Origin of the sequence: Hyphomicrobium sp. (assembly GCF_051860585.1) — a bacterium.
Taxonomy (GTDB): Bacteria; Pseudomonadota; Alphaproteobacteria; order Rhizobiales; family Hyphomicrobiaceae; genus Hyphomicrobium_C.
Genome location: NZ_JBHYDS010000004.1, coordinates 111,204 through 130,998, shown reverse-complemented (window position 1 = coordinate 130,998; position 19,795 = coordinate 111,204). Strand labels below are relative to the sequence as shown.

Genomic DNA, 19,795 nt, shown 5'->3' with positions numbered 1-19,795 from the left:
GCTCCTCAATCGTTGTTTGTTTCCTCGTTCGCATCGTCGGCGTCGATGCCGGGGCGGTAGCCGTCTGCACCCCAATGGCGGACACGCGCGGCGCGTCCCGGCGTATCGGGGGGGCGCGAGAACCCGTAATGGCGGGCCAGGGCGGAGAGCGCCATGCCGAGCACGATCTTGCCGGAGCGCTGCGGCCAACGGGCTTTCCGCTCCGCGTCTTCAAGGCCCTTCAGGAAGCAGCAGACGTCGAGCAGGATGCCCGACAGCTCGGGACCGACGGCGTCGAGCGCGCGGCGGACGCGGTCTCCCGCCGCGATCACACGGTCCGCCAGCTCGACGCCCGCGCCCGGCGCGCCGCGCCGCCCGGTTCCGCCGCCGCCGGCCACGCTCCAACTCTGCGTAATGCTCGGCGACATCTGCGCGAACGAGAAGTCTTGCCGCAGCCGTTCTCCGGCGTTGAATTGCGCTTCGGTGATCAACGGATTTCCTGCGCTATCGCGACGGCTGTACAGCCAGGCGATCGGACTTTCAGCGGGATTTCGCGTCGGCTGTCCGGGCGTGGCGCGGGCTCTGCGCTGCTTCACCGTGCGCGCGCTGCGGGCCGGCGCGCGCGACGGCGCGCCGCCTCGCGAGGAGGACGCTTTGGTCATGTCGGTGCTCTCCGGTTTTCAGTCGGCCGAGGCCGCGTGGATGCCGTTCCAGGCGACGAGTGACGGGACGATCCATTCCATCAGTTCGAGCGCGCGGTCGAAGACGGCGTCGTCGCGGCGATCCTCGATCACGGCGCAGGCGTGGGCGACGGTGGTGCGGTCGCGCGCGAAGATCTGTCCCACATCGGTCAGGTTCAAACGGCACGACACATGCGCGAGATACATCGCCGCCTGCCGCGCCAGCGCGATGGGGGCTTTGCCGCGGGAGGGGCGGCCGAGATCGTTGCGCGGCACGCCGAAGACTTCGGCAACGGCGGCTTCGATGACGATCCGGATCCGCCGCGCCTCGCGGTCCGGCAGCACGCGGTGCCGCTTCCCGGCGGTCCCTTCGTCCGCCTGATCGGCGCCCGCGAACGACAGATCGAACAGCATGGCGACGTGGCCGCCAGGGCCGGGCAGCGGGCTGCGCTCAAGATCCCTCGTCATCCTCATCGAACTGCCCCTCGATCATGACCACGTCATCTGCTCGCCAGGGAGGATAGGCCGAGATGCGGTGAAGCTCGCTTCGAAACTACCGGAGCAGTGAACGGCGAGGATAAGTCGAATGGCGGGTCGTGACTTGGTGGATCGCCGGCGGCCGCTGCTTGGCGCGCGCCAATCCCCGCGGCGTGGAGCTGCAGGACACTGGATCCTTCACAGCGAGGGGTCTCGATCCATGCCGCATGCGCCGCGCAAGTCCGCGTGTCAGCCGTCCGTCGCCGAGCTGCCGGCCCACCCCGCGGACGAGCGCCGGCGGGCACTCGTGCGCCTCGTGCCCTTGTGGCCCGCCGAGATCGATGACGTTTCCCTACAAGGCCGCCAACGCCTCGTCAGCCTGCTCGAACGGGCGCTGATGGCCGAGCGGCGGCGCGGGCGGGCGGGGCATTGGGCCTACGATCTCGCGCGGCACGGCGCGCTGCTCGCAACATGGCGGCGGGAGAGCGCGGCACTCGAAGACCTCAAGCGCGCGGGATCGCCTGCCTCGCACGAAAAAGGGTGCCGGCCGCACGGCCAGCACCCTCAATGATCTCAACCGCAACCTCAATCGCGGCGCGTGCCTCTTACTTTTCCCGGCGCGTGCCGAGGCCCATCTTCTTGGCCAGATCCGAACGCGCGCGGGCGTAGTTCGGCGCGACCATCGGGTAGTCGTGCGGGAGGCCCCACTTCTCGCGGTATTCTTCCGGCGAGAGATTGTAGTGCGTGCGCAAATGGCGCTTGAGCGACTTGAACTTCTTGCCGTCTTCCAGGCAAACGATGTGATCCGGCATCACGGATTTCTTGACCGGAACTTTCGGCTTCAGCTCCTCGCGCTCAGGCAGTGGAGCCGATCCCGTGGCGCGGCTCAGCGCGGCGTGGGTCTCGTTAATCAGCTGCGGAAGGTTTTCAGCGCCGATCGTGTTGTTGCTTACGAACGCAGACACGATCCTCGCGGTGAGCTCGACCAGTTCCGGCTGGGAACCGTCGTCCATCATTGCAACCCTTTCAGACACCTCTGAAGCGCTCCCAAACAGTGCGATCCATTGGGCAAGTCAAACCCAAGGCTACACGAGTTTCTACTGCCGTGCGGCAAGCTGAGATCAATATCGCCCAGGCCAAGACACCAAGACGTGATCCCGTTGCCGGAAACTACTCCGTCGAGGTCTTTGGACAGCATAACACTCTAGATGTCAACGGCGGTCCTTCAGTTCTTCTGCTAATGCCTAATTGCAATTGATGGGTTTGCGCACCAACCACGGCACCTCAGAACTGAGCTGTTACACGCGCACAAAACAGAACTACGTTTAATTCTTAGCTCGATTTGTTCACCCGAGTAGTGGGGTGCGTCAGTTCATCCGTGGACGAGGATTCCGCAGTTAAGATTTACAGTAGTGCTGCGACGCTTCCGCCGGCGGCGGAGGCGTCCGAGTGGCGGGCGATTCACCGGTGCGGCCCTCACGCGGCCGGCGTTAAGCTGCGGGAGCATTTGACAAAGTTCTCGGCGTTTGCGGAAACAAGGCGCCCGTTTTGCCGCCCCTCGCACTTGGAAGGTTCCGACATGGATGACACCACTCCGCGTGCGCCGCTCTCCGCGCCGCCAATCGCGGCCCGCCGGCCGGTTGTCTCCACGCACCACCACGTCAAACTGGTCGACAATTATGGGTGGCTGAGGGCGGAAAACTGGCAGGACGTGATGCGCGATCCGTCCCTGCTCGATCCGGAGATCCGAGGCTATCTCGAGGCGGAGAACGCCTACACGGAGGCGGCGCTTGCGCCCACGAAGCCGCTGCAGGAGGCGCTGTTCGCCGAGATGAAAGCGCGGCTCAAGCCGGATGACAGTGGCGTGCCCACGCCCGACGGCCCGTTCGACTATTTCTCGGATTTCGTCGCTGGCGGGCAATACCCGCGGCTCTGCCGCCAGCCGCGCGGCGGCGGCGAGATCGAAGTCCTGCTCGACGGCAACGTGGAAGCGAGCGGGAAAGCCTACTGGGATCTCGGTGCGAAGGCGCACAGCCCGGACCACCGGCTGCTGGCCTATTCCGTCGACGAGAAGGGGTCGGAGCTCTACACGATCCGCGTTCGCGACCTCGCGACCGGTCAAGACCTTCCGGACGCTATTGCGGACACGCGCGGCGAGGTCGTGTGGGCCAACGACAGCCAGACGCTTTTCTATATCCGCCTCGACGACAACCACCGTCCCCTGTTCGTCCATCGCCACCGGCTCGGCTCGCCCGCCGCGGACGACGCGCTCGTCTATGCGGAAGACGACACCGGGTTTTACGTTTCGCTCAACAAGACGCTGTCGTCGAAGTTCATCCTGATCGACGTGCACGATCACCAGACGAGCGAGGTCCGCCTGATCGACGCCGATGCGCCGCTCGACGACGCCTTGCTCGTCGCGGCGCGCACCACCGGCCACGAATACCAGGTGAGCCACCACGGCGACCGGCTGATCCTCACCACGAACTCCGGCGGGGCGGAGGATTTCCGCATCTGCACGACGCCGGTGAAGCAGCGCGGCGTCAGCCACTGGACGGAGCTCGTGGCGCACAAGCCCGGCCGCCTGATCATCGACACAGCCGTGTTCGCCAATCATCTCGTGCGCCTCGAGCGCGAGGACAGCCTGCCGCGCATCATCGTGCGCACGTTTGCCGACGGCGCCGAACATGCCATCGCGTTCGACGAGGACGCCTATGCGCTCGGCATGACCGACGGCTACGAGTTCGATACGACGACGCTGCGCTTCACCTACTCGTCGATGACGACGCCGGCCGAGACGTTCGACTACAATCTCGTGACACGCGAGCGCGTGCTGCGGAAGCGCCAGGAGATCCCCTCCGGCCATTCTCCCGGCGACTACGTCACGCGACGGCTGTTCGCGCCGGCCGCCGACGGAGAGACGGTTCCCGTCTCTCTTCTCTATCGCCGCGATACGCCGCTCGACGGGTCCGCGCCGCTGTTCCTCTACGGCTACGGGTCGTACGGCATTTCCATCCCCGCATCGTTCTCGTCTGCGCGGCTGTCGCTGGTCGATCGCGGGTTCATTTTCGCGATCGCGCACATCCGCGGCGGCAAGGACAAGGGCTACCGCTGGTACAAGGACGGCAAGCACGAGAAAAAGCTCAACACGTTCACCGACTTCATTGCGGCGGGTGAGCACCTCGCGCAACAGGGCCTCACGCAGCGCGGCCGCATCGTCGCCAATGGCGGCTCGGCGGGCGGCATGCTGATGGGCGTGGTCGCCAACCTCGCGCCCGAGCTGTTTCTCGGCATCATCGCGGACGTGCCATTCGTGGACGTTCTGAACACGATGCTCGACAAGGACCTTCCCCTCACGCCGCCGGAATGGCCGGAGTGGGGAAACCCGATCGAGAGCGAGCGCGATTTTGCGATCATCCGGTCCTACAGCCCCTACGACAATGTTGAGGCGAAACGCTATCCGCACATCTTCGCGTACGGCGGGCTGACCGATCCGCGGGTCACCTATTGGGAGCCCGCGAAGTGGATCGCCAAGATGCGCGCGCTCAACACCAGCGACAACCTCGTGCTGCTGAAGACCAATATGGAAGCCGGACACGGGGGCGCCTCGGGCCGGTTCGAGCGCCTGCGCGAGGTGGCGCTGGATTATGCGTTTGCGCTCGAGGTCGCGGGGCTGGCGGGCACAGCTGTTGCGCCACCCAAGGCTTGAGGCGAACCGGCATTCGGTGACACAGTGACGGGCTGGTCGCATACAGGAGCTAAGATGTTCGGAAGCAAGTCGCTGACGGAAGCCGCGATCCAGAAGCGCGAACTCGACATCGAGCTGCTGCTCGGCGAGGTCAATTCGGCGAGCGCGTCGACCCGCAGCGCCTGGATCCTGCTGATCGCGCTGGAGGCCTATTTCCTCATCGCGCTGGCCGGCATCAGCCACCGCGATCTGCTTCTCAACACGCCGGTCGCCCAGCCGATCCTTCAGGTCTCGATCCCTCTCCGCTCGTTCATCCTGTTCGGGCCGGTGGTGCTGCTGGCGATGCATGCCGGCGTGCTACAGCAGCACATCATCCTGGCGCGCAAGCTCAAGGCGCTCGACGCCCTGTTTGCGGCGGGCGAGTATCCGCCCCTTTCGCACCCGGGCCGCCTGCGCGTTAACAGCTACTACTTCTCGCAATATGAGGCTGGGCCTGAGTCGAACTGGGTGTTGCGCGCGTGCTTCCGCGCCATGGACTGGCTGTTCCTGCGGCTGCTGCCGGTGGGCCTGCTGCTCGCGTTCCAGATCACCTACCTGCCGTCGCACGACCTTGAAATCACCGGGTGGCACCGCGTCTACGTGCTGATCGACCTCTTGATCGTCGCCGGCGCGTCATCATACCTTTCCGGCCTCGAAAAGGTCTATCCGGGGAACGAGACGCTGACGCGAGACTCCATTCTCCGCAAGTTCGTGGCCGGGTTCGCGGCCACGGCCGTGATGGTCTTCTCGGTTGCGATCGCGACCATTCCAGGCGAATGGATCGACCGCCTGCTCGGATCGGTCGAGGCGGTGGCCGCGCCGGTGCCCTATCAAGGGCTCGGCAACGTGACGCGAAGCCTGCCGCCAGGCGCACGCGGACGAACGGCGTTCGCGCCGACCGGCTTCCTGTTCGAGGGCGAGGTCGACGACTGGACGCAGCGTCCGACCAGCCTTTTTTCGCGCAACCTGATCGTCATGGACGAGGATCTCGTGCCCGACCGCGAAGAAAGTGGCGAGACAAGCTTCTCCTTGCGCGGACGCGATCTCAACTTCGCGACGTTCGACCGCTCGGACATGCATCGCGCGGACCTGACCGACACGTCGCTCAAGGGAGCGAGCCTGGTCGAGACCAATCTCGAGAACAGCAAGCTCGTGCGCGTACGCATGCAGGGGGCGGACCTCTCGCTCGCGCGCCTCGCGGGCGTTATTGCGCAGGCCGTGCTTCTGGACGGGGCGCGGCTGTGTGCGGGCGATACGCCACTGCCGCTCGACACCAGTTCGGGGATCGAGCGCATCCCGTGCGCCGGTCGTCGCTAGCGCCCGCTCGCGAGCAAGCGTTCGACGTAAGCCGGGACGACGACAGTCGCGGGCCCGTGGATCGCCTCAGAGAACATCGGCCGGCCCTCCGACGGCTCAAGGTTGAGTTCGACGGTGTGCGCGCCGTGGCTGCGCGCCTCCTCCACAAAACCGGCCGCCGGATAGACGTTTCCGCTGGTGCCGATCGACAGGAAGAGATCGGCCGTGCTCAAGAGGTCGCGAATGCGGTCCATCTGATAGGGCATCTCGCCGAACCAGACGACGTCCGGGCGCATGCCACCGGCCTCGCCGCAGGCGTCACAGACGGTTTCGAGCGAGAGGTCCCGATCCCAGGCGCGGCGCGCGCCGCAACCGGCGCAGAGCGCGCTGAAGATCTCGCCGTGCATATGAATGAGATGGCGGCTGCCGGCCTGCTCCTGCAGCGCGTCGACATTCTGCGTCACGATCCACACGTCGCCGGCGTGCTCCCGCTCGAGTTTCGCGAGCGCCGCGTGGGCGGCATTGGGATGGACGGACGCGTGCGCGCGGCGGCGCATGTTGTAGAACTCATGCACGCGTGCGGGATTGCGGGCGAAGCCTTCCGGGGTCGCGACCTCGCGATAGTCGTACTGCGCCCAGATGCCGGTCTTGTCGCGAAAGGTCGGCACGCCGCTTTCGGCTGAAAGCCCGGCGCCCGTCAGAACGACGATCCGTCTCTTGCTCATGACCGCGCCCTCTCACGCTAGCGTACTCCGGGGGCTCGCGCGGTCCCGCCAAAAAACGAGCGGCCGCCCATGACGGCGGCCGCTCATCTCCCGAGCCATTTCTGAATGGCCGTTTCGCCATCCGGGCCCTTCCCGTTATTTCTTCACGGTCACCTTGAACGAAATATCGGCCTTCTTGTTCTCGGTGCCGCTGCGCGTGATCGTGGCGCCGCACTTGTATTCCTGCGAGAAGCCTTCGATGCGGCAGCTGTTGGTGTCGATGGTGAAATCGATGTCGCGCTTCTTGGCAACGCGGTTGATGTCGATCGGGTCGTCGACCGACAAATCCTTGTCGATCAACTCGAGCTTGACGTTGTGCACGCCGGGCGGCACCGAGGTCGAAAGCTCCCAGTTCTTCGGGGACACTTCTTTCTTGTCGCTGATGACGTCGGTCGACTTGGATTTGCCGTTGATGGTGACGCGAGCAAAGTAATCGCCTTGCGAGAGCTCGTCGGCACGGTCGAGCGCCTTGAACCGAGTGACGGTTACCGTAACCTCGTGCGTCTTCTGCGCGGCAGCCTCGCTTGGCGCCCACGTCAGCACGGCGCCGATGACGGCGAGACCAGTGCCGGCCATCGAAAGCCCCCGGACCGCTGTCTTCAATCCCACTCCAAACATGATGTCACTCCCCTAAGAATTGCCGCAGGCTTTGAAATTCTGAGCCGCGCGCCATCGGTAAAGGCCCTTCGGCAGCGTCAGTCGCGGGATGCTAGCAGCAAAGAGGGCCGCGTGTCGTCGGAGGGTCTTCCGGCGGAAAGTGATCATTGTGAGGGCGTTGCCGAACTGTGACATGGCTGCGGCGACGAACCGAATACCTCCGCCGCAGCGCTTATCGTCATGAAATCAAGCCGCTTCCGGCGGCGTTCAGGCGCCTATTGGGCGCGGCGCGAGAATGAGATGGCGTAGGCCGGTGAGCGCAACTGGAAGATGCCGTCCTTCTCGGGGCCCGCGATTCCGTCCACGACATTGGTCGGGTCGAAGATGCCCGCGTCGCACGTGGCGTCGTTTTCGAGCGCCGCAATGGAGAGGTCGCCGACTTTGACGGACTTGCGTTCCTCCGGCCACAAGGCCGTCGGGTCATCGGTGGCGTCGCCGGGCTCACCCAGGATCGCCGTCAGCTCGAACTCCGCCGGTCCCTTGGCCAGCCGCTCGGCCAGCTCGGGCCTGTAGAAGTCCGGGTCCTTCGCCTTGGCTTCGTCATCCGTCAAGCCCACCTCGCCGCCCTTGGGCACGAACCGCCACTTGACGATCTGGCGTTTGCCGGCGGCGTTCGTCAGCGTGAAGGTGTGCACGCCGAAGTAGCTCACGGTCGCGTAGCTCGCGGGGACGGGACGCGCCTTGAGCCAGGCGCCCTGGGTCTTCGATTCCGGGTTCTCCTCGAAGAAGCCATCGATCTTCGCCTGGTCCTTGCTGGCCACGCGCTGCAGGAAATCGAGGAACTTTTCTGGGGTCTTGGCGACGAAGACCGGGCTCGAGATCATCACCATGTCGGTCACGTTGCCGCCGCCGAGATCGAAGTGGAGCGCGAGGCCGCGGGCGTTGCCCTTATCGGTGTTCGGTGCCGCCGGATTGCCGCCGCCCATCGAGAAGCGCCCGATGACCGGCCAGGGGCCTTTGCCTGAAAGATGCGGCGCCTTCGAAAGCCCGGCCGCCTCGGCCGTCGGGGCAAACGAGCCTTTGACGCAGAAGCCGTTCGCATGACCGACCCGCTTCCCTTCGTGTTTTCCGAAGACGGCCGTCAGAGCATCGACGAGCGCTTCCGGGTCGGTGTCTGCGCGGGCGGATGACTGGGCCGCGAGACCCAGCAGGACAGAAAGTATTGCGATCGACCGGTACCGTCTGGCTGTCATGAAACGTTCCCCAAGCTCGCGCCAACTCCATTCAACGTGTCCGGATCATACATCCCTTCCGATGACAATGAATGGCCAGTCTGCGGGGCGATGTTCCCGCGCGGCGCATGATGACGCCCCCAACATCGGGCGTGGTCCCTCATTGGGATTGCCGGAGCCGCGGGCCTTCGGGGCGCTCATAGTCGGCTCCCCGCGGCAGACCGCATTGCGGAGCGCGCGGCAGCGCCAGTTCGGCCACGACCCGGGCGATCTCGTCCTCGTGCGACTTCATATAAAGATCGGTGCTCGTAACGAGCCGCTGCGCCGCCTCGGGCGAGGAATCGTCGAGTTCGACGGAGGTCGCTCCAAGGTCGACCTGAAGGCGAAAATAACTGCCGGTCCCCTCCAGGGCACGGCTCATGATCTCGTCGATGGCGGGATCCGAAAATGCGATCTCAAGCAGCGGGTCCATCCAGCCCAAGACGCCCCAGCCCCAGGCCTGCTCAAATGTATGCTTGCGCGCGGACCGACCGGTGCCGATGGAGAGCAGCAACACGCTGTTGCCTTCCTCGTCGCGAAGCTTCTGGCCGAGCAGGAGCGCGTCCTGCGACGGATTGTTGGCGAAAAGCGCTCCATCGACGAGGGCAACGCTGCCGGCGGGCGACATGGGACTGCGAAGCGAAAGACGTGCGGGCGCGAAGTAGGTGGGCGCCGCCGTGGCCCCGCGCACCAGGTCGCGCATGAGCAGGTTGTTTTGCGATGAGGTGTAGCTCAGGAACCAGAGACGCCGGCTGTTCTCGATATCATACGCCGGTACGGCGACGTTCGTGAGGGCCTCTATGAGGCGTACATCCTCGAAATACGTCTCGTAGATGGATTCCACCTCGTGCGGACTGAACTTGGGGCGAAAAATGCGTCTCAAGTATCTCAGTGGTCCAAATGAACTCGGAAAAATACGCTGCGCGTGATCGCGGTACAGTTGCACGAGGTCCTGGGCGGAATAGGCAGGCTTGCGCGCATCCGCATTGCTCGGCCTCGTCAAGCCGAGCGCAAGAATTGAGCCGGTCGACGTGCCGACGATGAGGTCGAAGTGCTGGTAGATGGGACGCCCCGTCCGCCGCTCGATCTCCGCGAGAATGAGTGCCGGCACCAAACCCCGCACGCCCCCGCCGTCGATCGACAGGATGCGGGTGCAGTCGCCATAGGTTCTCGGACCGAGCCTTGGAACCCAGGCCACACCCAGCTCCGTTTTGTGCGGTAGCTCGGCTTGCGGCACGTTCGGCGGCGCTGGCGGGGCTTGGCCGAGGGCGATGAGCCACAACGCCGTGCCACTCACAAACAAGACCAGAAGCACCGAAAACAGCTTTGTGAGGAGCCACAAGACAGACGAAGCCGGTCCGAAACGCTTTGTCGACATCCCTGCCCCCGACGCTTGCCCCACGCAATGCTCCGCCGTCAGCCTATCGCATCCCGGCTTCGGATGCGCTGGCGAAACCCAGGCGTGTGTGCTCCGACGCACAAAAAAAGGCCGCCCGTTTCCGGGCGGCCTCAAAAAAGCGAAGGGCCCCGCTAGGGGGCCCCTCAAATTTGTTTGCCTATGCGGCTTCGGCGTGGAAGGCCGGCAACTTCTTATCCTCCTCGACGTCGAGATCGGACTTGAGTGCAATTCCTACGTACCGAACACCATCCTTCTTTTTGACTTTCTGGATGCCAAATTCTGCGATTTCCCGACCAAAGGTCGGTAGTGCAAGAGGCTCCTTCTGTCGTTCTTCACACCAGACACAATAGGCTTCGTAGAGTGATGTTGCGGAGACGGTGTGGCCATCCTGGCTGTCGACGCTCTCCTTATAGAACCGCTGTACGTCCGTTTCCGGGACCAGCAGTTTGGTCGGTGCCACCGAACGATTGTCGTTGGCTCCGAAACGCGGCTTCTTGACTGCCACGGCCTGTTGAGGGGCCGCCACCGCTGCCGCAGCGGTGCTCTGGACCGACACCATTTTCGGTGCGGCAGGGGCATCACGTTCGTAAAGGCGCCACTGGCTGAACGCGACGTACATGCCGAAGCCGGAGCCGACCTCAAGGAGAAGAGCGATGAAAATCGTCATCGCCATCTGGACCTTGTCGATATCGAGTCCCGAAAGCTTCGACAGTACCGCTGCCTGCGGATCTGCCTCACCCATGACCGTCATGGCGTCGGTCTTGCCCAGCTTGCCCTGAATCTCAGCGATACGGGCTTCGAGCGTTTCCGCCTGCTGGCCAGAGGCCATCTCGGCGGTCAGTCCATGATACTTCTGACAGAAATCGCGGCCCTGCTTGCCGGTCACGCTCGAGCATGCGCTCGTGTACGACCAAGCCTTCTGGTTCTTCAGGCCTTCGATTTCGCCCTGCACGGTTGCGGCAGGACGGTGCTGCGGGATCCAGGACAGTTGATCCTGTGCCCGCTTGAGGTCGCCGCGCAGATCCTTGTAGACCTGGGCTTCGACGGCGCGGTGGCCGGTGGTGTCATACCGATTGAGCGCTGCATGGCCGAGTGCCGAAGTCAGCGAGTAAGCGGTGACAACAATGCCGACGACGGCGGATGCCGCTGCCTGCGACCACATTCTGCTTTTAATCGCGGCGAAAAAGAAAAACGGGATCAGCGCCTTCAAACAGTCCGCTGCAACGCTTGCGGAACCGTAGATGAAGCCATCGAATTCGGTTCTTCCCAAGCTGTACCCGAAACGCCAGTTCATGGCCGCCGAAACGGCGATCAAGACGCCGGCTGCCAGGATCCCGAACACGCCTAGAGCATGTCGTATCTTCATTGCCCTCTCCATTGTCGGCCCGCGCGCACTGCCCGATTGGCAGCCGAAACAGGCCCGTTCCTTTTGGGTCTTGGAGGTCAAGACCGGTCAGCTCCGACACTTGTTTCCGATTGGAAGCGCACCCGAATGGCCGTTGAGCAGACCCGCCCCCCAAGGCGGATCATCGGACAATTGGCGCCGCCCCCCGGCGGTCACACAGAGCTGAACCCGCTCACGATCGATGCTGGTTTTGCACAGGCGGCATCGCCGCTCGATCCCGATGTGCACAACAAGTCGATGTCGTGAGCGAAGTACGCGGAACACATCCCTCGGGTCCAAAGCTAATGCGATTCGAGTGAAAGCCCGCTACCGTTTGTTAAAGAGAATCAGTTTGGTAGGCTTTCCGAGCTGCGATAACGCGCCAAATTGCATCATCTGTTGCCGATTTGCACGCACCGGTCATCCACACGGCGTGCCCAGGTTATGCACCCGTTGTCCTCAGGCCGATGTGTCTATCCACAGGCTCTCCGCGCGGCCTGTCCTTCACCAAACTTTCCCGTCGCGGCGCAGCTTCGCCGCCGGCCGGGGCGTGGATCTCATGGACCACTTTTTGCGTTGATCGACCTGCGTTCCACATGGCCGCGGACACCAGAATTTGGTATGGTCGGGACATTGCGGGGACTGGCCTTTTTCTACGACGTGTTCCAGGAGTGCTCTTTCATGCGGTGGTATTTCAGCTATCCCGTTCTCGCCGCCGGTCTCGCGTTCGGGGTGCACACCTATCTTCCGCAGGACCACGCCCGCGTTCGGCGCGTCGAGGCGGTTCCCGCGCCGCCGCCTGTAGAAGCCATCGACCTCGCCTCCGTCGAGATCGCAGACCCTTCCCGCCTTGCCTCGTTTGCGCCCGATGCGCGGCTGTTCGCCGTTGCCGAGAGCACCGATGACGCCCCGGCGACCTCCGTTCTCGATTATCTCGCCCGCACCCTATCCACGGGTTCGTTCGCGCCCGCGGTGTTCACGCCCACGGCTCCCCAGCAGCCCGTCACCGCGCCGGAATGGAAGAGCGCGGTGGTTCTCGACGTGCGTGACGACGAAACAATCGCGCCGACGCAGCCACGAACGGTCCTCTCGCCGCGCGTCTCGCTCACGCGCGACATCCAGCGCGAGTTGAAGCGTGTCGGCTGCTATGTGGGCGACATCGACGGCGTGTGGGGTGGCGGCTCCAAGCAAGCCATCGTTCTGTTCATGGACCGCGTCAACGCCTCGCTGCCGACGCAAGAGCCGGACGTGTTCATGCTGTCGCTGCTGCGCGCCGAAAACACCGCCGTCTGCGGCACGTCCTGCCCCTCGGGACAGAGCCTGACCGGCAGCGGCCGCTGCGTGCCGAGCACGCTGATGGTGCAAAACGAGCGCGGCGGCCAACGGCTGCAGCGCGTCGCGCATGCCGCTCTTGCCCCAGCCACCGCCGACGAAGAGCCGGATCGCTCATTCGAGCCGACGAGCGCGACGTGGGATCCGGTGGTGAAGCCTGCGGCCGCCAAGGCGCCGTCCGTGAAGGCATCGGCCGTGAAGGCTGGCTCCGCACGGCGCGTCCCGCTCGAAGGGCGTATGGCCATCGGCGGGCCGGTGCCACCGACCGACGCCGCAGCCGCAATTCAGACCGGCTCGCTGCAACGAACGGCAGCGCTTGAGCCGCAGGATACGCCGCCGCAGGATTCACCACTCGTCGATCTTCCGCCTGAGGCGCCGACTGCCGCGGTTCGCCCGACGTCGTTCGACAGCAGTGCCGTCGTCGATCGCCCGGCGCGGGTGACGGGGGCGCGACCCAAGGCCCCTGCGCGCGCCGTGCAGCAGCGCCGCGGCACCAGCACCTATCGTCACGTGCAGCGGCTGTTCCAGCATCCGCTCGGCAGTTTGTGACGCTTGGGTTCTAGACGCTGAGATCCGTCGGGATGGGATGATTGCCCGTCGCATCTGGACGGTTATGACGACGCGCCGTCTGTGGGCGGAGCCGTTGGATTGGCCGTCACTGGATCGGCAGTCTGGCCGAGGATCCAGTCGAGATAGCGTTGCGAGCCGCCCTCGACCGGCAGGATCAGGACGGCGGGCGTCTCGTAGGGGTGCCCTCGCAGCGTTTCTGCAACGACGCGATCCGCCAAGCTTCGGCGCGTCTTGACGATCATGACGGCCTCGGCGTCCCGCTGGCGCGCGCCATCCCAAACATAGATCGACACCATACCCGGCAGGATGTTGACGCACGCCGCGAGGCCGCAATCGACCAGCGCGGCGCCGCTCCGCTCGGCGGCCTCGACGTTGGGGTAAGTAACGTAAACGAGAACGGCCTTGTCGTTTTGTTGCAAGTAGGCGAGCCTCCCGGTTCTGGGCCTCACGAGTCTCAGGGCCGGCCTCGGGGCCGCTCCTGAAGATCGGGGTTCCGTGCGGCGCTCGCCGGTCTGCGGCCGTCGGAATTCCCGATCACAACCTGGCGCCTCACGGCTTCCCTGCACTCTCAGCATACCCTTCACTTCGGGCATCATGGCCAAATCAAAAAACAAATTCGACAATATCGCGTTCGTGGCGAGTGACGTGGCGGAGGCGCAGGACGCGCTTCAGCGCCTCACGGCGCGCTACGGGTCCGTCGAGCCGGGGCGCGCGGAAGCCATCGTCGCGCTTGGTGGCGACGGCCTGATGCTGCAGACGCTGCACCGGTTCATGAACGATCGCATCCCGATCTACGGCATGAACCGCGGGTCGGTCGGCTTCCTGATGAACGAATACCGCGAGGACGGGCTGCTGGAGCGGCTGCAGGAGGCCGAGATCAGCCGCGTACATCCGCTGTCGATGGTGGCCTACGACTCGCAGGGCAAGGCGAGCAAGGCGCTCGCCATCAATGAGGTGTCGCTGTTCCGCGAGACGTTCCAGGCGGCGAAGCTCAAGATCTCCATCGACGGCACGGTGCGCATGGAGGAGTTGATCTGCGACGGCGTGCTCGTCGCCACCCCGGCGGGCTCGACGGCCTATAATCTTTCGGCGCACGGGCCCATTCTGCCGATCAATGCGCCGCTGCTCGCGCTGACGCCGATCAGCCCGTTTCGCCCGCGCCGCTGGCGTGGCGCGCTGCTGCCCAACAAGGCGCGCATCACGGTCTCGGCGCTCGAGGTCGAGAAGCGCCCGGTGAGCGCGGTCGCGGACGCGGCGGAAATGCGCAATATCGTCAAGGTCGAGATCGAGCAGGCGCGCACGATCGATCTCTTCATGATGTTCGATCCCGGCCACAATCTCGACGAGCGGATTTTGGCGGAGCAGTTCCGGTTTTGAGGCGGGCGACAGGAGCTGATGCGATATCGGCGCGGTTGTCCGTTCACCGGATTGGAGCCTAAGCCGACTTGGCCTAAGCAGACATGGCCTGAGCCGGCGTCGCGATCTCGACCCGCTCTTCTGCCGGCGCTGGCACGTCTCCCGGCGCTTGCACCGAGTAGCTCGAAAAATATTGCTGCAATTCGGAAGCCGGTTTGGGTTTGCTGAAAAGGAAGCCCTGCATCTCGGTGCACCCCTCTTTGCGGACGACGTCGAGCTGTTCCTGAGTTTCAACGCCTTCCGCAGTGATCGAGAGATCGAGCGCGCGGCCCAGGCCGCTGATGGCACGCACAATGGCCAAGCTGCTCTCGCCGTCAAACAAGCCCGAGATGAAGCTCTTGTCGATCTTGATTTTATCGAACGGGAAGCTGCGGAGATAGCGCAGCGAGGAATAACCCGTACCGAAATCGTCCATGGCGATCTTGACGCCGAAGGCGCTGAGCTTGCGCAAGATCGCAAGCGTCTCCTCGCTATCGCTCAACAGCGCGGACTCGGTGATTTCCAGCTCCAGCCGACTGGGCGCGATTGCCGCCGCCGCAACCGCACTGAAAACGGTTTGCACGAGGGCCCGGCCTTTGAACTGCACCGGCGAAAGGTTGACGGCCACCTTGACGTGATCCGGCCAGGTCGCAGCATCGGAACAGGCTTGTCTCAACACCCACTCGCCGATTGGGATGATGAGGCCGCTCTCTTCTGCGATCGGGATGAAATCCGCCGGAGAGACCAAGCCGCGCTCACGGTGGCGCCAACGCAGGAGCGCTTCGAAGCCCGATATTTCATTCCGTTCGAGATTCACGAGCGGCTGATAGTTGAGTTCGAACTCGCCGTTGGCCAGTGCCGATCGCAAGTCATGCTCGATCCCGCGCCGGAGCCGGGCGCTTGTGTTCATTTCCTCTTCGAAGAAGCGGTATGTTCCACGTCCGTCGCTCTTCGAGCGATACAATGCCAGATCCGCCTGCACGACGAGCGCGTCCTGGTCGATGTCACCGTTGGAAATTGCGATCCCGACGCTCGTGCCGATGGAACACTCCTGCCCTTCGATTTCATAGGGCTCGCTCACGACGTCGATGATGCGCGCTGCAAAGTTTGCCGGCTCCGTGTTCGGATCGGTCGTGCTCAGCATCACGACGAATTCGTCGCCGCCGACACGCGCGACGGTATCCGATTTCCGGACGGCGTCACGCAACCGCTGCGCGACCTCTTTGAGCAATGCGTCGCCGACGCTGTGCCCGAGCGTGTCGTTCACTTCCTTGAAGCGGTCGAGATCCAGGAACAGAAGTGCGGTTTTTTCCGTCTCGCTCTGGCTTTGAAGAGCCTGCCCGAGACGCTCTTGGAGAAGCGTTCGGTTGGGCAAGCCGGTCAGCATGTCGTGCCGCGCCATATGCGCGATCTTCGCATCCTGCCGGCTGCGCTCGGTGATGTCTTCATGGACGTCGACCCAGCCGCCGCCTGCGATCGGGCCGACGCGCACGAAAATAGTCCGCCCGTCACTCAGCTGAATCGGATCGGTAAATGCCTTGCCACTGCTCAGGCGCTCCCTGAGCCCGGCGATCCAATTGCCGGCGTCTTCCTGGGCGTCCTCAGCGATCTTGCTGGGGTCGTTCGCCGCATGAGAGCGCATGATATCGTCGAACGCGGTGCCCGGCTGCGTGGCCTCGGCCGTCAAGCCGTACATGTCCCTGTAGGAGGCGTTGCACATGATGAGGCGGTGCTCGGCGTCGAACATGGAGAGACCCACGGGCAGATACCGTACAGCGGCGTCAAAACGGCTGTTCTGTTCACGCAGGGCGCTTTCGCAGCGAACGTTCACCCGGTGGATCACGCCCGCCGCGATTGCGGACAGCAAGACGATAGACGTGATGCCCGCCGTCGCCATAGCGAGCAGCGGCCGGTTCAATTCGGAGGCCTGAAAAGCCACTGTTGGATCGGGCAAGATGCTGACCGCACCCATGGACGTGAAATGCAGGCCGCAGATGGCCAGGGTCAGCACTGCGGAGGCATAAATTACCGCCGTGACGCCCCGGTCTTGTTTGCGATGGAATGTGTGGAGCGCTGCGTATGCAACGGCCACTCCAAACACCCATGACGCGCCGACGAGTGACGCATCCCATTCGAGCGCCCCGGGAACCATCAGGGCCGTCATGCCGACGTAGTGCATGCAGCCGATAGCGGCGCCAATCACGGCTCCGCCGAGTCCAACCAGCCACCGGCTCCCGCGCGCAGCCAGCGCAAATCCCGCCGTAGACAGCAGAACGGCGATCAGAAGCGAAGCAAGGGTGCGGACGGGATCGTAGGCCGTGGGAAAGCCGCCGTCATAAGCCAGCATGGCTACAAAATGTGTCGCCCAGATACCCGTTCCCGCGCACACGCCGGTAAGGATTGACCAGCCAAACTGCCGAAAGTCGCGGCTGTCGACCGCGAACGAATGCGTCATGAACGTGGTTAGCGTAGTGCTAACGCAGACCACCGCAGCGAGAGCGACGAGCCAATAGTCGTGTTCCGTCGCGAGGCAGGAGAAAACGCGATACATTTCTCTCGTTCCTATACCGGACAAAGATAAAAGTACGCGTATTTTCCCAAAGAACCATTAAGTGCTCAGGCGGCAGACCTTTCGCCCTCACGGGCCTGATGCGACCAGCGCGGCTTTCATGGCGTCGATGAAGGCGCGGGCACGCGGCGGCATGTAAAGCCGTGTCGGTAGGATCGCCCAGATGGCGAGGGCTTCCGGCTCAGCGTCAGATAACGCGATGCTCATGAGGGTCTTGTCAGCGAGATCCTCCGCCACATCCCAGTAGGTCAGCATCGCGATGCCGGCGCCCGCGAGGCAGGCCGCCCGGACGGCATCGACACTGTTGGCGGCCAGGCGACCACTAATGCGCTTCGTGACGACCCGCTCGCCGGTGCGAAATGTCCATCCGTCCATGGCGTGCAGCGTGAGGCAGGAATGCGCGTCGATGTCCGAAAGCTTTTTCGGACGCCCGCGCGCCTTGATGTAAGCCGGAGACGCACACAGGATGCGGGGGTTGTCGGCCAGCTTCGTGGCAATCAACTCGGACATTTGCAGCGGCGCAACGCGGACGGCCACGTCGATGCCGGCGGCTACGATGTCGACTATTCCGTCGGTCAGCGTGAGGTCAATTTGGAGATGCGGGTTCGCGGCCATCAGCTTGACCACCAAGGGAACGACAAGGGCTCGGCCTATGCGGTTCGGCGCCGTCACCTTGAGGACGCCGCCCAAACCGTCGCGGCAATCGGAGAATGCGGCGAGCGCGGCATTCCTGGCATCGAGCATCGCTTGAGCGAGCGGCAGGAACGTCTCGCCGTCCGCCGTCAACGCGACGGCGCGCGTGGTCCGATGAAAGAGGCGAACGCCAAGCTCTTCTTCAAGCGCGGCCAGGCGGCGGCTGACGGACATGGGAGACAGGCCTGATTGCCTGCCGGCGCCTGACAGGCTTCCGGCTGAGACAATCGCGCAGAAGATGGCTACGTCCGATAGCTCCATGATTATATCTCTGCACGATGAAATGCTTATCGTCCAGCTTGGCTAACACGCCGTGCCGTCTCCTGCTATCTGCTTCCGCATACCCATTCTATCGCGCACAACGCGCGGAAGACGACGGAAAGGCTGGATTTCTCGTGATCCCTTCAAGCACGCCTCTCTTCTCGAAAATTGATATAAACGGCCTTGAATTCAGGAACCGCTTTTCTGTCGCCCCGATGACGCGCGTCAGCGCCACGGACGATGGAGCCGCGACCCAGATCATGAAGCGCTATTACGAGCGGTTCGCCAAAGGCGGGTTCGGCTTGCTGATCACAGAGGGGCTCTACTCCGACAAAGCGTACTCCCAGGGCTATCTTCATCAGCCCGGGTTGAGCGACGATGCTCAGGCGTCGTCATGGAAGCCCATCGTGGAACGGGTTCAATCGCACGGTGCGCGCATCTTCGCGCAGATCATGCATGCCGGCGCCATCAGTCAGGGCAACCGGTTTCGCGCCAATGCCGTTGGTCCGTCCGCCATCAAGCCCAAAGGCGAGCAGATGACCTTCTATTACGGTCAGGACGATTACGCGACGCCCGCCCAAATCACCGATAGCCAGATCGCTGACGCAATCGATGGATTTGGGGATGCGGTTGCGCGGGCGAAGGCAGTCGGCTTCGACGGCATCGAGATCCACGGCGCCAATGGTTATCTGCTGGATCAGTTCCTCACCGACTACACGAACACGCGAACGGATCGCTGGGGCGGCGGGCCGCGCGAACGCATGGCGATCATTCTCGCTGTCGTCGAAGCGGTGCGGGCGAAGGTTGGGCAGAGCGTGCCGGTCGGCGTCCGGATCTCGCAAGGCAAGGTCAATGATTTCGGACACAAGTGGCCCGAGGGAGAACGCGCCGCCGAAGCGGTATTCGGGAGCTTGGCGGATGCCGGTGTCGATTACGTGCACATCACCGAGTTTGAGGCGTGGAAGCCTGCATTCGGAACACACGGTCCAAGTTTGGTTGCGCTTGCGCGGCGTTACGCTTGGAAGACACGGATTATCGCCAACGGCAATCTCCAGGATCTGGAGAAAGCACAAGAGGTGCTTCAGCACGGAGCGGACATCATCGCACTTGGAAAAGGCGCGTTGGCGAACCCTAACCTGCCGCTTCGGGCCTCTCAGAATGAGAGCGTGTCGGAGTTCGACCCATCGATCCTGGGACCCATCGCCGACATCAAGGAGGTCGAGCTCAGCTATTGAGCCTTAGGTCTGACCGGCCTACGGCGTCCAGCGCGTCATGGCCGTGGAGGATGCCCGTGATGAGGGAACTCGGGCAAACTTCTCGTGCACCGACCGGCAGCCTGGAGCGACACGCTGATTGGGTGCTAAACTGACGCGCGGCAGATCACAGTCCCGAAGCCTATGG

Annotated in this window: 18 protein-coding genes; 7 read left to right on the top strand and 11 right to left on the bottom strand. The window is 63.8% G+C overall.

The features are described from left to right. Nucleotides 1-5 precede the first annotated feature (5 nt). Both ACTIFK_RS08200 and ACTIFK_RS08195 read right to left on the bottom strand, forming a co-directional pair. Entirely contained in the window at nt 6-641 is a 636-nt protein-coding gene (locus ACTIFK_RS08200; protein ID WP_439542571.1) for a DUF6456 domain-containing protein, read from the bottom strand. 18 nt (nt 642-659) lie between these two features. After that, on the bottom strand, nt 660-1,073 hold the full coding sequence (locus tag ACTIFK_RS08195; RefSeq protein ID WP_439542570.1) for a helix-turn-helix domain-containing protein: 414 nt from the start codon (nt 1,071-1,073) through the stop codon (nt 660-662). 283 nt (nt 1,074-1,356) lie between these two features. Between ACTIFK_RS08195 and ACTIFK_RS08190 the strand changes: the two genes are divergently transcribed. After that, nucleotides 1,357-1,707, top strand: coding sequence for a hypothetical protein (locus ACTIFK_RS08190; RefSeq protein WP_439542569.1), 351 nt, complete (start codon nt 1,357-1,359; stop codon nt 1,705-1,707). 34 nt (nt 1,708-1,741) lie between these two features. Here the strand turns inward: ACTIFK_RS08190 and ACTIFK_RS08185 are convergent, their stop codons facing one another. Then, entirely contained in the window at nt 1,742-2,149 is a 408-nt protein-coding gene (locus tag ACTIFK_RS08185; protein WP_439542761.1) for a MucR family transcriptional regulator, read from the bottom strand. A 566-nt stretch (nt 2,150-2,715) separates the two neighbouring features. Between ACTIFK_RS08185 and ACTIFK_RS08180 the strand changes: the two genes are divergently transcribed. Both ACTIFK_RS08180 and ACTIFK_RS08175 read left to right on the top strand, forming a co-directional pair. Continuing rightward, complete coding sequence (locus ACTIFK_RS08180) at nt 2,716-4,845, top strand: S9 family peptidase (protein ID WP_439542568.1); 2,130 nt, start codon at nt 2,716-2,718, stop codon at nt 4,843-4,845. A 54-nt stretch (nt 4,846-4,899) separates the two neighbouring features. Further along, on the top strand, nt 4,900-6,180 hold the full coding sequence (locus tag ACTIFK_RS08175; protein ID WP_439542567.1) for a pentapeptide repeat-containing protein: 1,281 nt from the start codon (nt 4,900-4,902) through the stop codon (nt 6,178-6,180). Here the strand turns inward: ACTIFK_RS08175 and ACTIFK_RS08170 are convergent. From ACTIFK_RS08170 to ACTIFK_RS08150, 5 genes are all read right to left on the bottom strand, one after another. Continuing rightward, a complete protein-coding gene (locus tag ACTIFK_RS08170) occupies nt 6,177-6,884 on the bottom strand; it encodes an NAD-dependent deacylase (RefSeq protein ID WP_439542566.1) in 708 nt (235 codons plus the stop codon). The two genes, ACTIFK_RS08175 and ACTIFK_RS08170, sit on opposite strands and share 4 nt — an antisense overlap. 135 nt (nt 6,885-7,019) lie before the next feature. Next, nucleotides 7,020-7,526, bottom strand: a complete 507-nt coding sequence (locus tag ACTIFK_RS08165; protein WP_439542565.1) for a hypothetical protein — start codon at nt 7,524-7,526, stop codon at nt 7,020-7,022. Between the two features lie 269 nt (nt 7,527-7,795). Continuing rightward, a complete protein-coding gene (locus ACTIFK_RS08160) occupies nt 7,796-8,773 on the bottom strand; it encodes a catalase family peroxidase (protein WP_439542564.1) in 978 nt (325 codons plus the stop codon). A 139-nt stretch (nt 8,774-8,912) separates the two neighbouring features. Continuing rightward, entirely contained in the window at nt 8,913-10,169 is a 1,257-nt protein-coding gene (locus ACTIFK_RS08155) for a patatin-like phospholipase family protein (RefSeq protein WP_439542563.1), read from the bottom strand. A 178-nt stretch (nt 10,170-10,347) separates the two neighbouring features. Next, nucleotides 10,348-11,637, bottom strand: coding sequence for a primase-like DNA-binding domain-containing protein (locus ACTIFK_RS08150; protein ID WP_439542562.1), 1,290 nt, complete (start codon nt 11,635-11,637; stop codon nt 10,348-10,350). A gap of 45 nt (nt 11,638-11,682) precedes the next feature. Between ACTIFK_RS08150 and ACTIFK_RS08145 the strand changes: the two genes are divergently transcribed. Together ACTIFK_RS08145 and ACTIFK_RS08140 are read left to right on the top strand one after the other, a co-directional pair. Then, nucleotides 11,683-11,841 carry a hypothetical protein gene (locus tag ACTIFK_RS08145; RefSeq protein WP_439542561.1) on the top strand — a complete coding sequence of 53 codons (159 nt, stop codon included), beginning with the start codon at nt 11,683-11,685 and terminating at the stop codon, nt 11,839-11,841. Nucleotides 11,842-12,255: 414 nt separating this feature from the next. Continuing rightward, entirely contained in the window at nt 12,256-13,455 is a 1,200-nt protein-coding gene (locus tag ACTIFK_RS08140) for a hypothetical protein (protein ID WP_439542560.1), read from the top strand. Nucleotides 13,456-13,517: 62 nt separating this feature from the next. Here the strand turns inward: ACTIFK_RS08140 and cutA are convergent, their stop codons facing one another. Further along, on the bottom strand, nt 13,518-13,895 hold the full coding sequence (gene cutA / locus ACTIFK_RS08135) for a divalent-cation tolerance protein CutA (protein ID WP_439542559.1): 378 nt from the start codon (nt 13,893-13,895) through the stop codon (nt 13,518-13,520). A 175-nt stretch (nt 13,896-14,070) separates the two neighbouring features. On the opposite strand from cutA, the gene ACTIFK_RS08130 reads away from it, so the two are divergent. Then, nucleotides 14,071-14,853 (top strand): NAD kinase, encoded by a 783-nt coding sequence (locus ACTIFK_RS08130; protein WP_439542558.1) that lies wholly within the window; start codon nt 14,071-14,073, stop codon nt 14,851-14,853. A gap of 73 nt (nt 14,854-14,926) precedes the next feature. On the opposite strand, the gene ACTIFK_RS08125 is transcribed toward ACTIFK_RS08130, so the two are convergent. Together ACTIFK_RS08125 and ACTIFK_RS08120 are read right to left on the bottom strand one after the other, a co-directional pair. Further along, the gene (locus tag ACTIFK_RS08125; protein ID WP_439542557.1) at nt 14,927-17,422 is read right to left on the bottom strand and encodes an EAL domain-containing protein; all 2,496 of its coding nucleotides are present in this window, start codon (nt 17,420-17,422) and stop codon (nt 14,927-14,929) included. A gap of 87 nt (nt 17,423-17,509) precedes the next feature. Then, nucleotides 17,510-18,394, bottom strand: coding sequence for a LysR substrate-binding domain-containing protein (locus tag ACTIFK_RS08120; protein WP_439542556.1), 885 nt, complete (start codon nt 18,392-18,394; stop codon nt 17,510-17,512). 215 nt (nt 18,395-18,609) lie between these two features. Between ACTIFK_RS08120 and ACTIFK_RS08115 the strand changes: the two genes are divergently transcribed. Continuing rightward, nucleotides 18,610-19,629, top strand: coding sequence for an NADH:flavin oxidoreductase (locus ACTIFK_RS08115; RefSeq protein ID WP_439542555.1), 1,020 nt, complete (start codon nt 18,610-18,612; stop codon nt 19,627-19,629). The last annotated feature ends 166 nt before the right edge of the window (nt 19,630-19,795 follow it).

What these genes read in the sequence shown, in the direction of transcription:
- ACTIFK_RS08200 (WP_439542571.1), bottom strand. Translation starts at nt 641, where the DNA reads ATGACCAAAGCGTCCTCCTCGCGAGGCGGCGCGCCGTCGCGCGCGCCG.
- ACTIFK_RS08195 (WP_439542570.1), bottom strand. Translation starts at nt 1,073, where the DNA reads ATGCTGTTCGATCTGTCGTTCGCGGGCGCCGATCAGGCGGACGAAGGG.
- ACTIFK_RS08190 (WP_439542569.1), top strand. Translation starts at nt 1,357, where the DNA reads ATGCCGCATGCGCCGCGCAAGTCCGCGTGTCAGCCGTCCGTCGCCGAG.
- ACTIFK_RS08185 (WP_439542761.1), bottom strand. Translation starts at nt 2,149, where the DNA reads ATGGACGACGGTTCCCAGCCGGAACTGGTCGAGCTCACCGCGAGGATC.
- ACTIFK_RS08180 (WP_439542568.1), top strand. Translation starts at nt 2,716, where the DNA reads ATGGATGACACCACTCCGCGTGCGCCGCTCTCCGCGCCGCCAATCGCG.
- ACTIFK_RS08175 (WP_439542567.1), top strand. Translation starts at nt 4,900, where the DNA reads ATGTTCGGAAGCAAGTCGCTGACGGAAGCCGCGATCCAGAAGCGCGAA.
- ACTIFK_RS08170 (WP_439542566.1), bottom strand. Translation starts at nt 6,884, where the DNA reads ATGAGCAAGAGACGGATCGTCGTTCTGACGGGCGCCGGGCTTTCAGCC.
- ACTIFK_RS08160 (WP_439542564.1), bottom strand. Translation starts at nt 8,773, where the DNA reads ATGACAGCCAGACGGTACCGGTCGATCGCAATACTTTCTGTCCTGCTG.
- ACTIFK_RS08155 (WP_439542563.1), bottom strand. Translation starts at nt 10,169, where the DNA reads ATGTCGACAAAGCGTTTCGGACCGGCTTCGTCTGTCTTGTGGCTCCTC.
- ACTIFK_RS08145 (WP_439542561.1), top strand. Translation starts at nt 11,683, where the DNA reads ATGGCCGTTGAGCAGACCCGCCCCCCAAGGCGGATCATCGGACAATTG.
- ACTIFK_RS08140 (WP_439542560.1), top strand. Translation starts at nt 12,256, where the DNA reads ATGCGGTGGTATTTCAGCTATCCCGTTCTCGCCGCCGGTCTCGCGTTC.
- ACTIFK_RS08130 (WP_439542558.1), top strand. Translation starts at nt 14,071, where the DNA reads ATGGCCAAATCAAAAAACAAATTCGACAATATCGCGTTCGTGGCGAGT.
- ACTIFK_RS08125 (WP_439542557.1), bottom strand. Translation starts at nt 17,422, where the DNA reads ATGTATCGCGTTTTCTCCTGCCTCGCGACGGAACACGACTATTGGCTC.
- ACTIFK_RS08120 (WP_439542556.1), bottom strand. Translation starts at nt 18,394, where the DNA reads ATGGAGCTATCGGACGTAGCCATCTTCTGCGCGATTGTCTCAGCCGGA.
- ACTIFK_RS08115 (WP_439542555.1), top strand. Translation starts at nt 18,610, where the DNA reads ATGACGCGCGTCAGCGCCACGGACGATGGAGCCGCGACCCAGATCATG.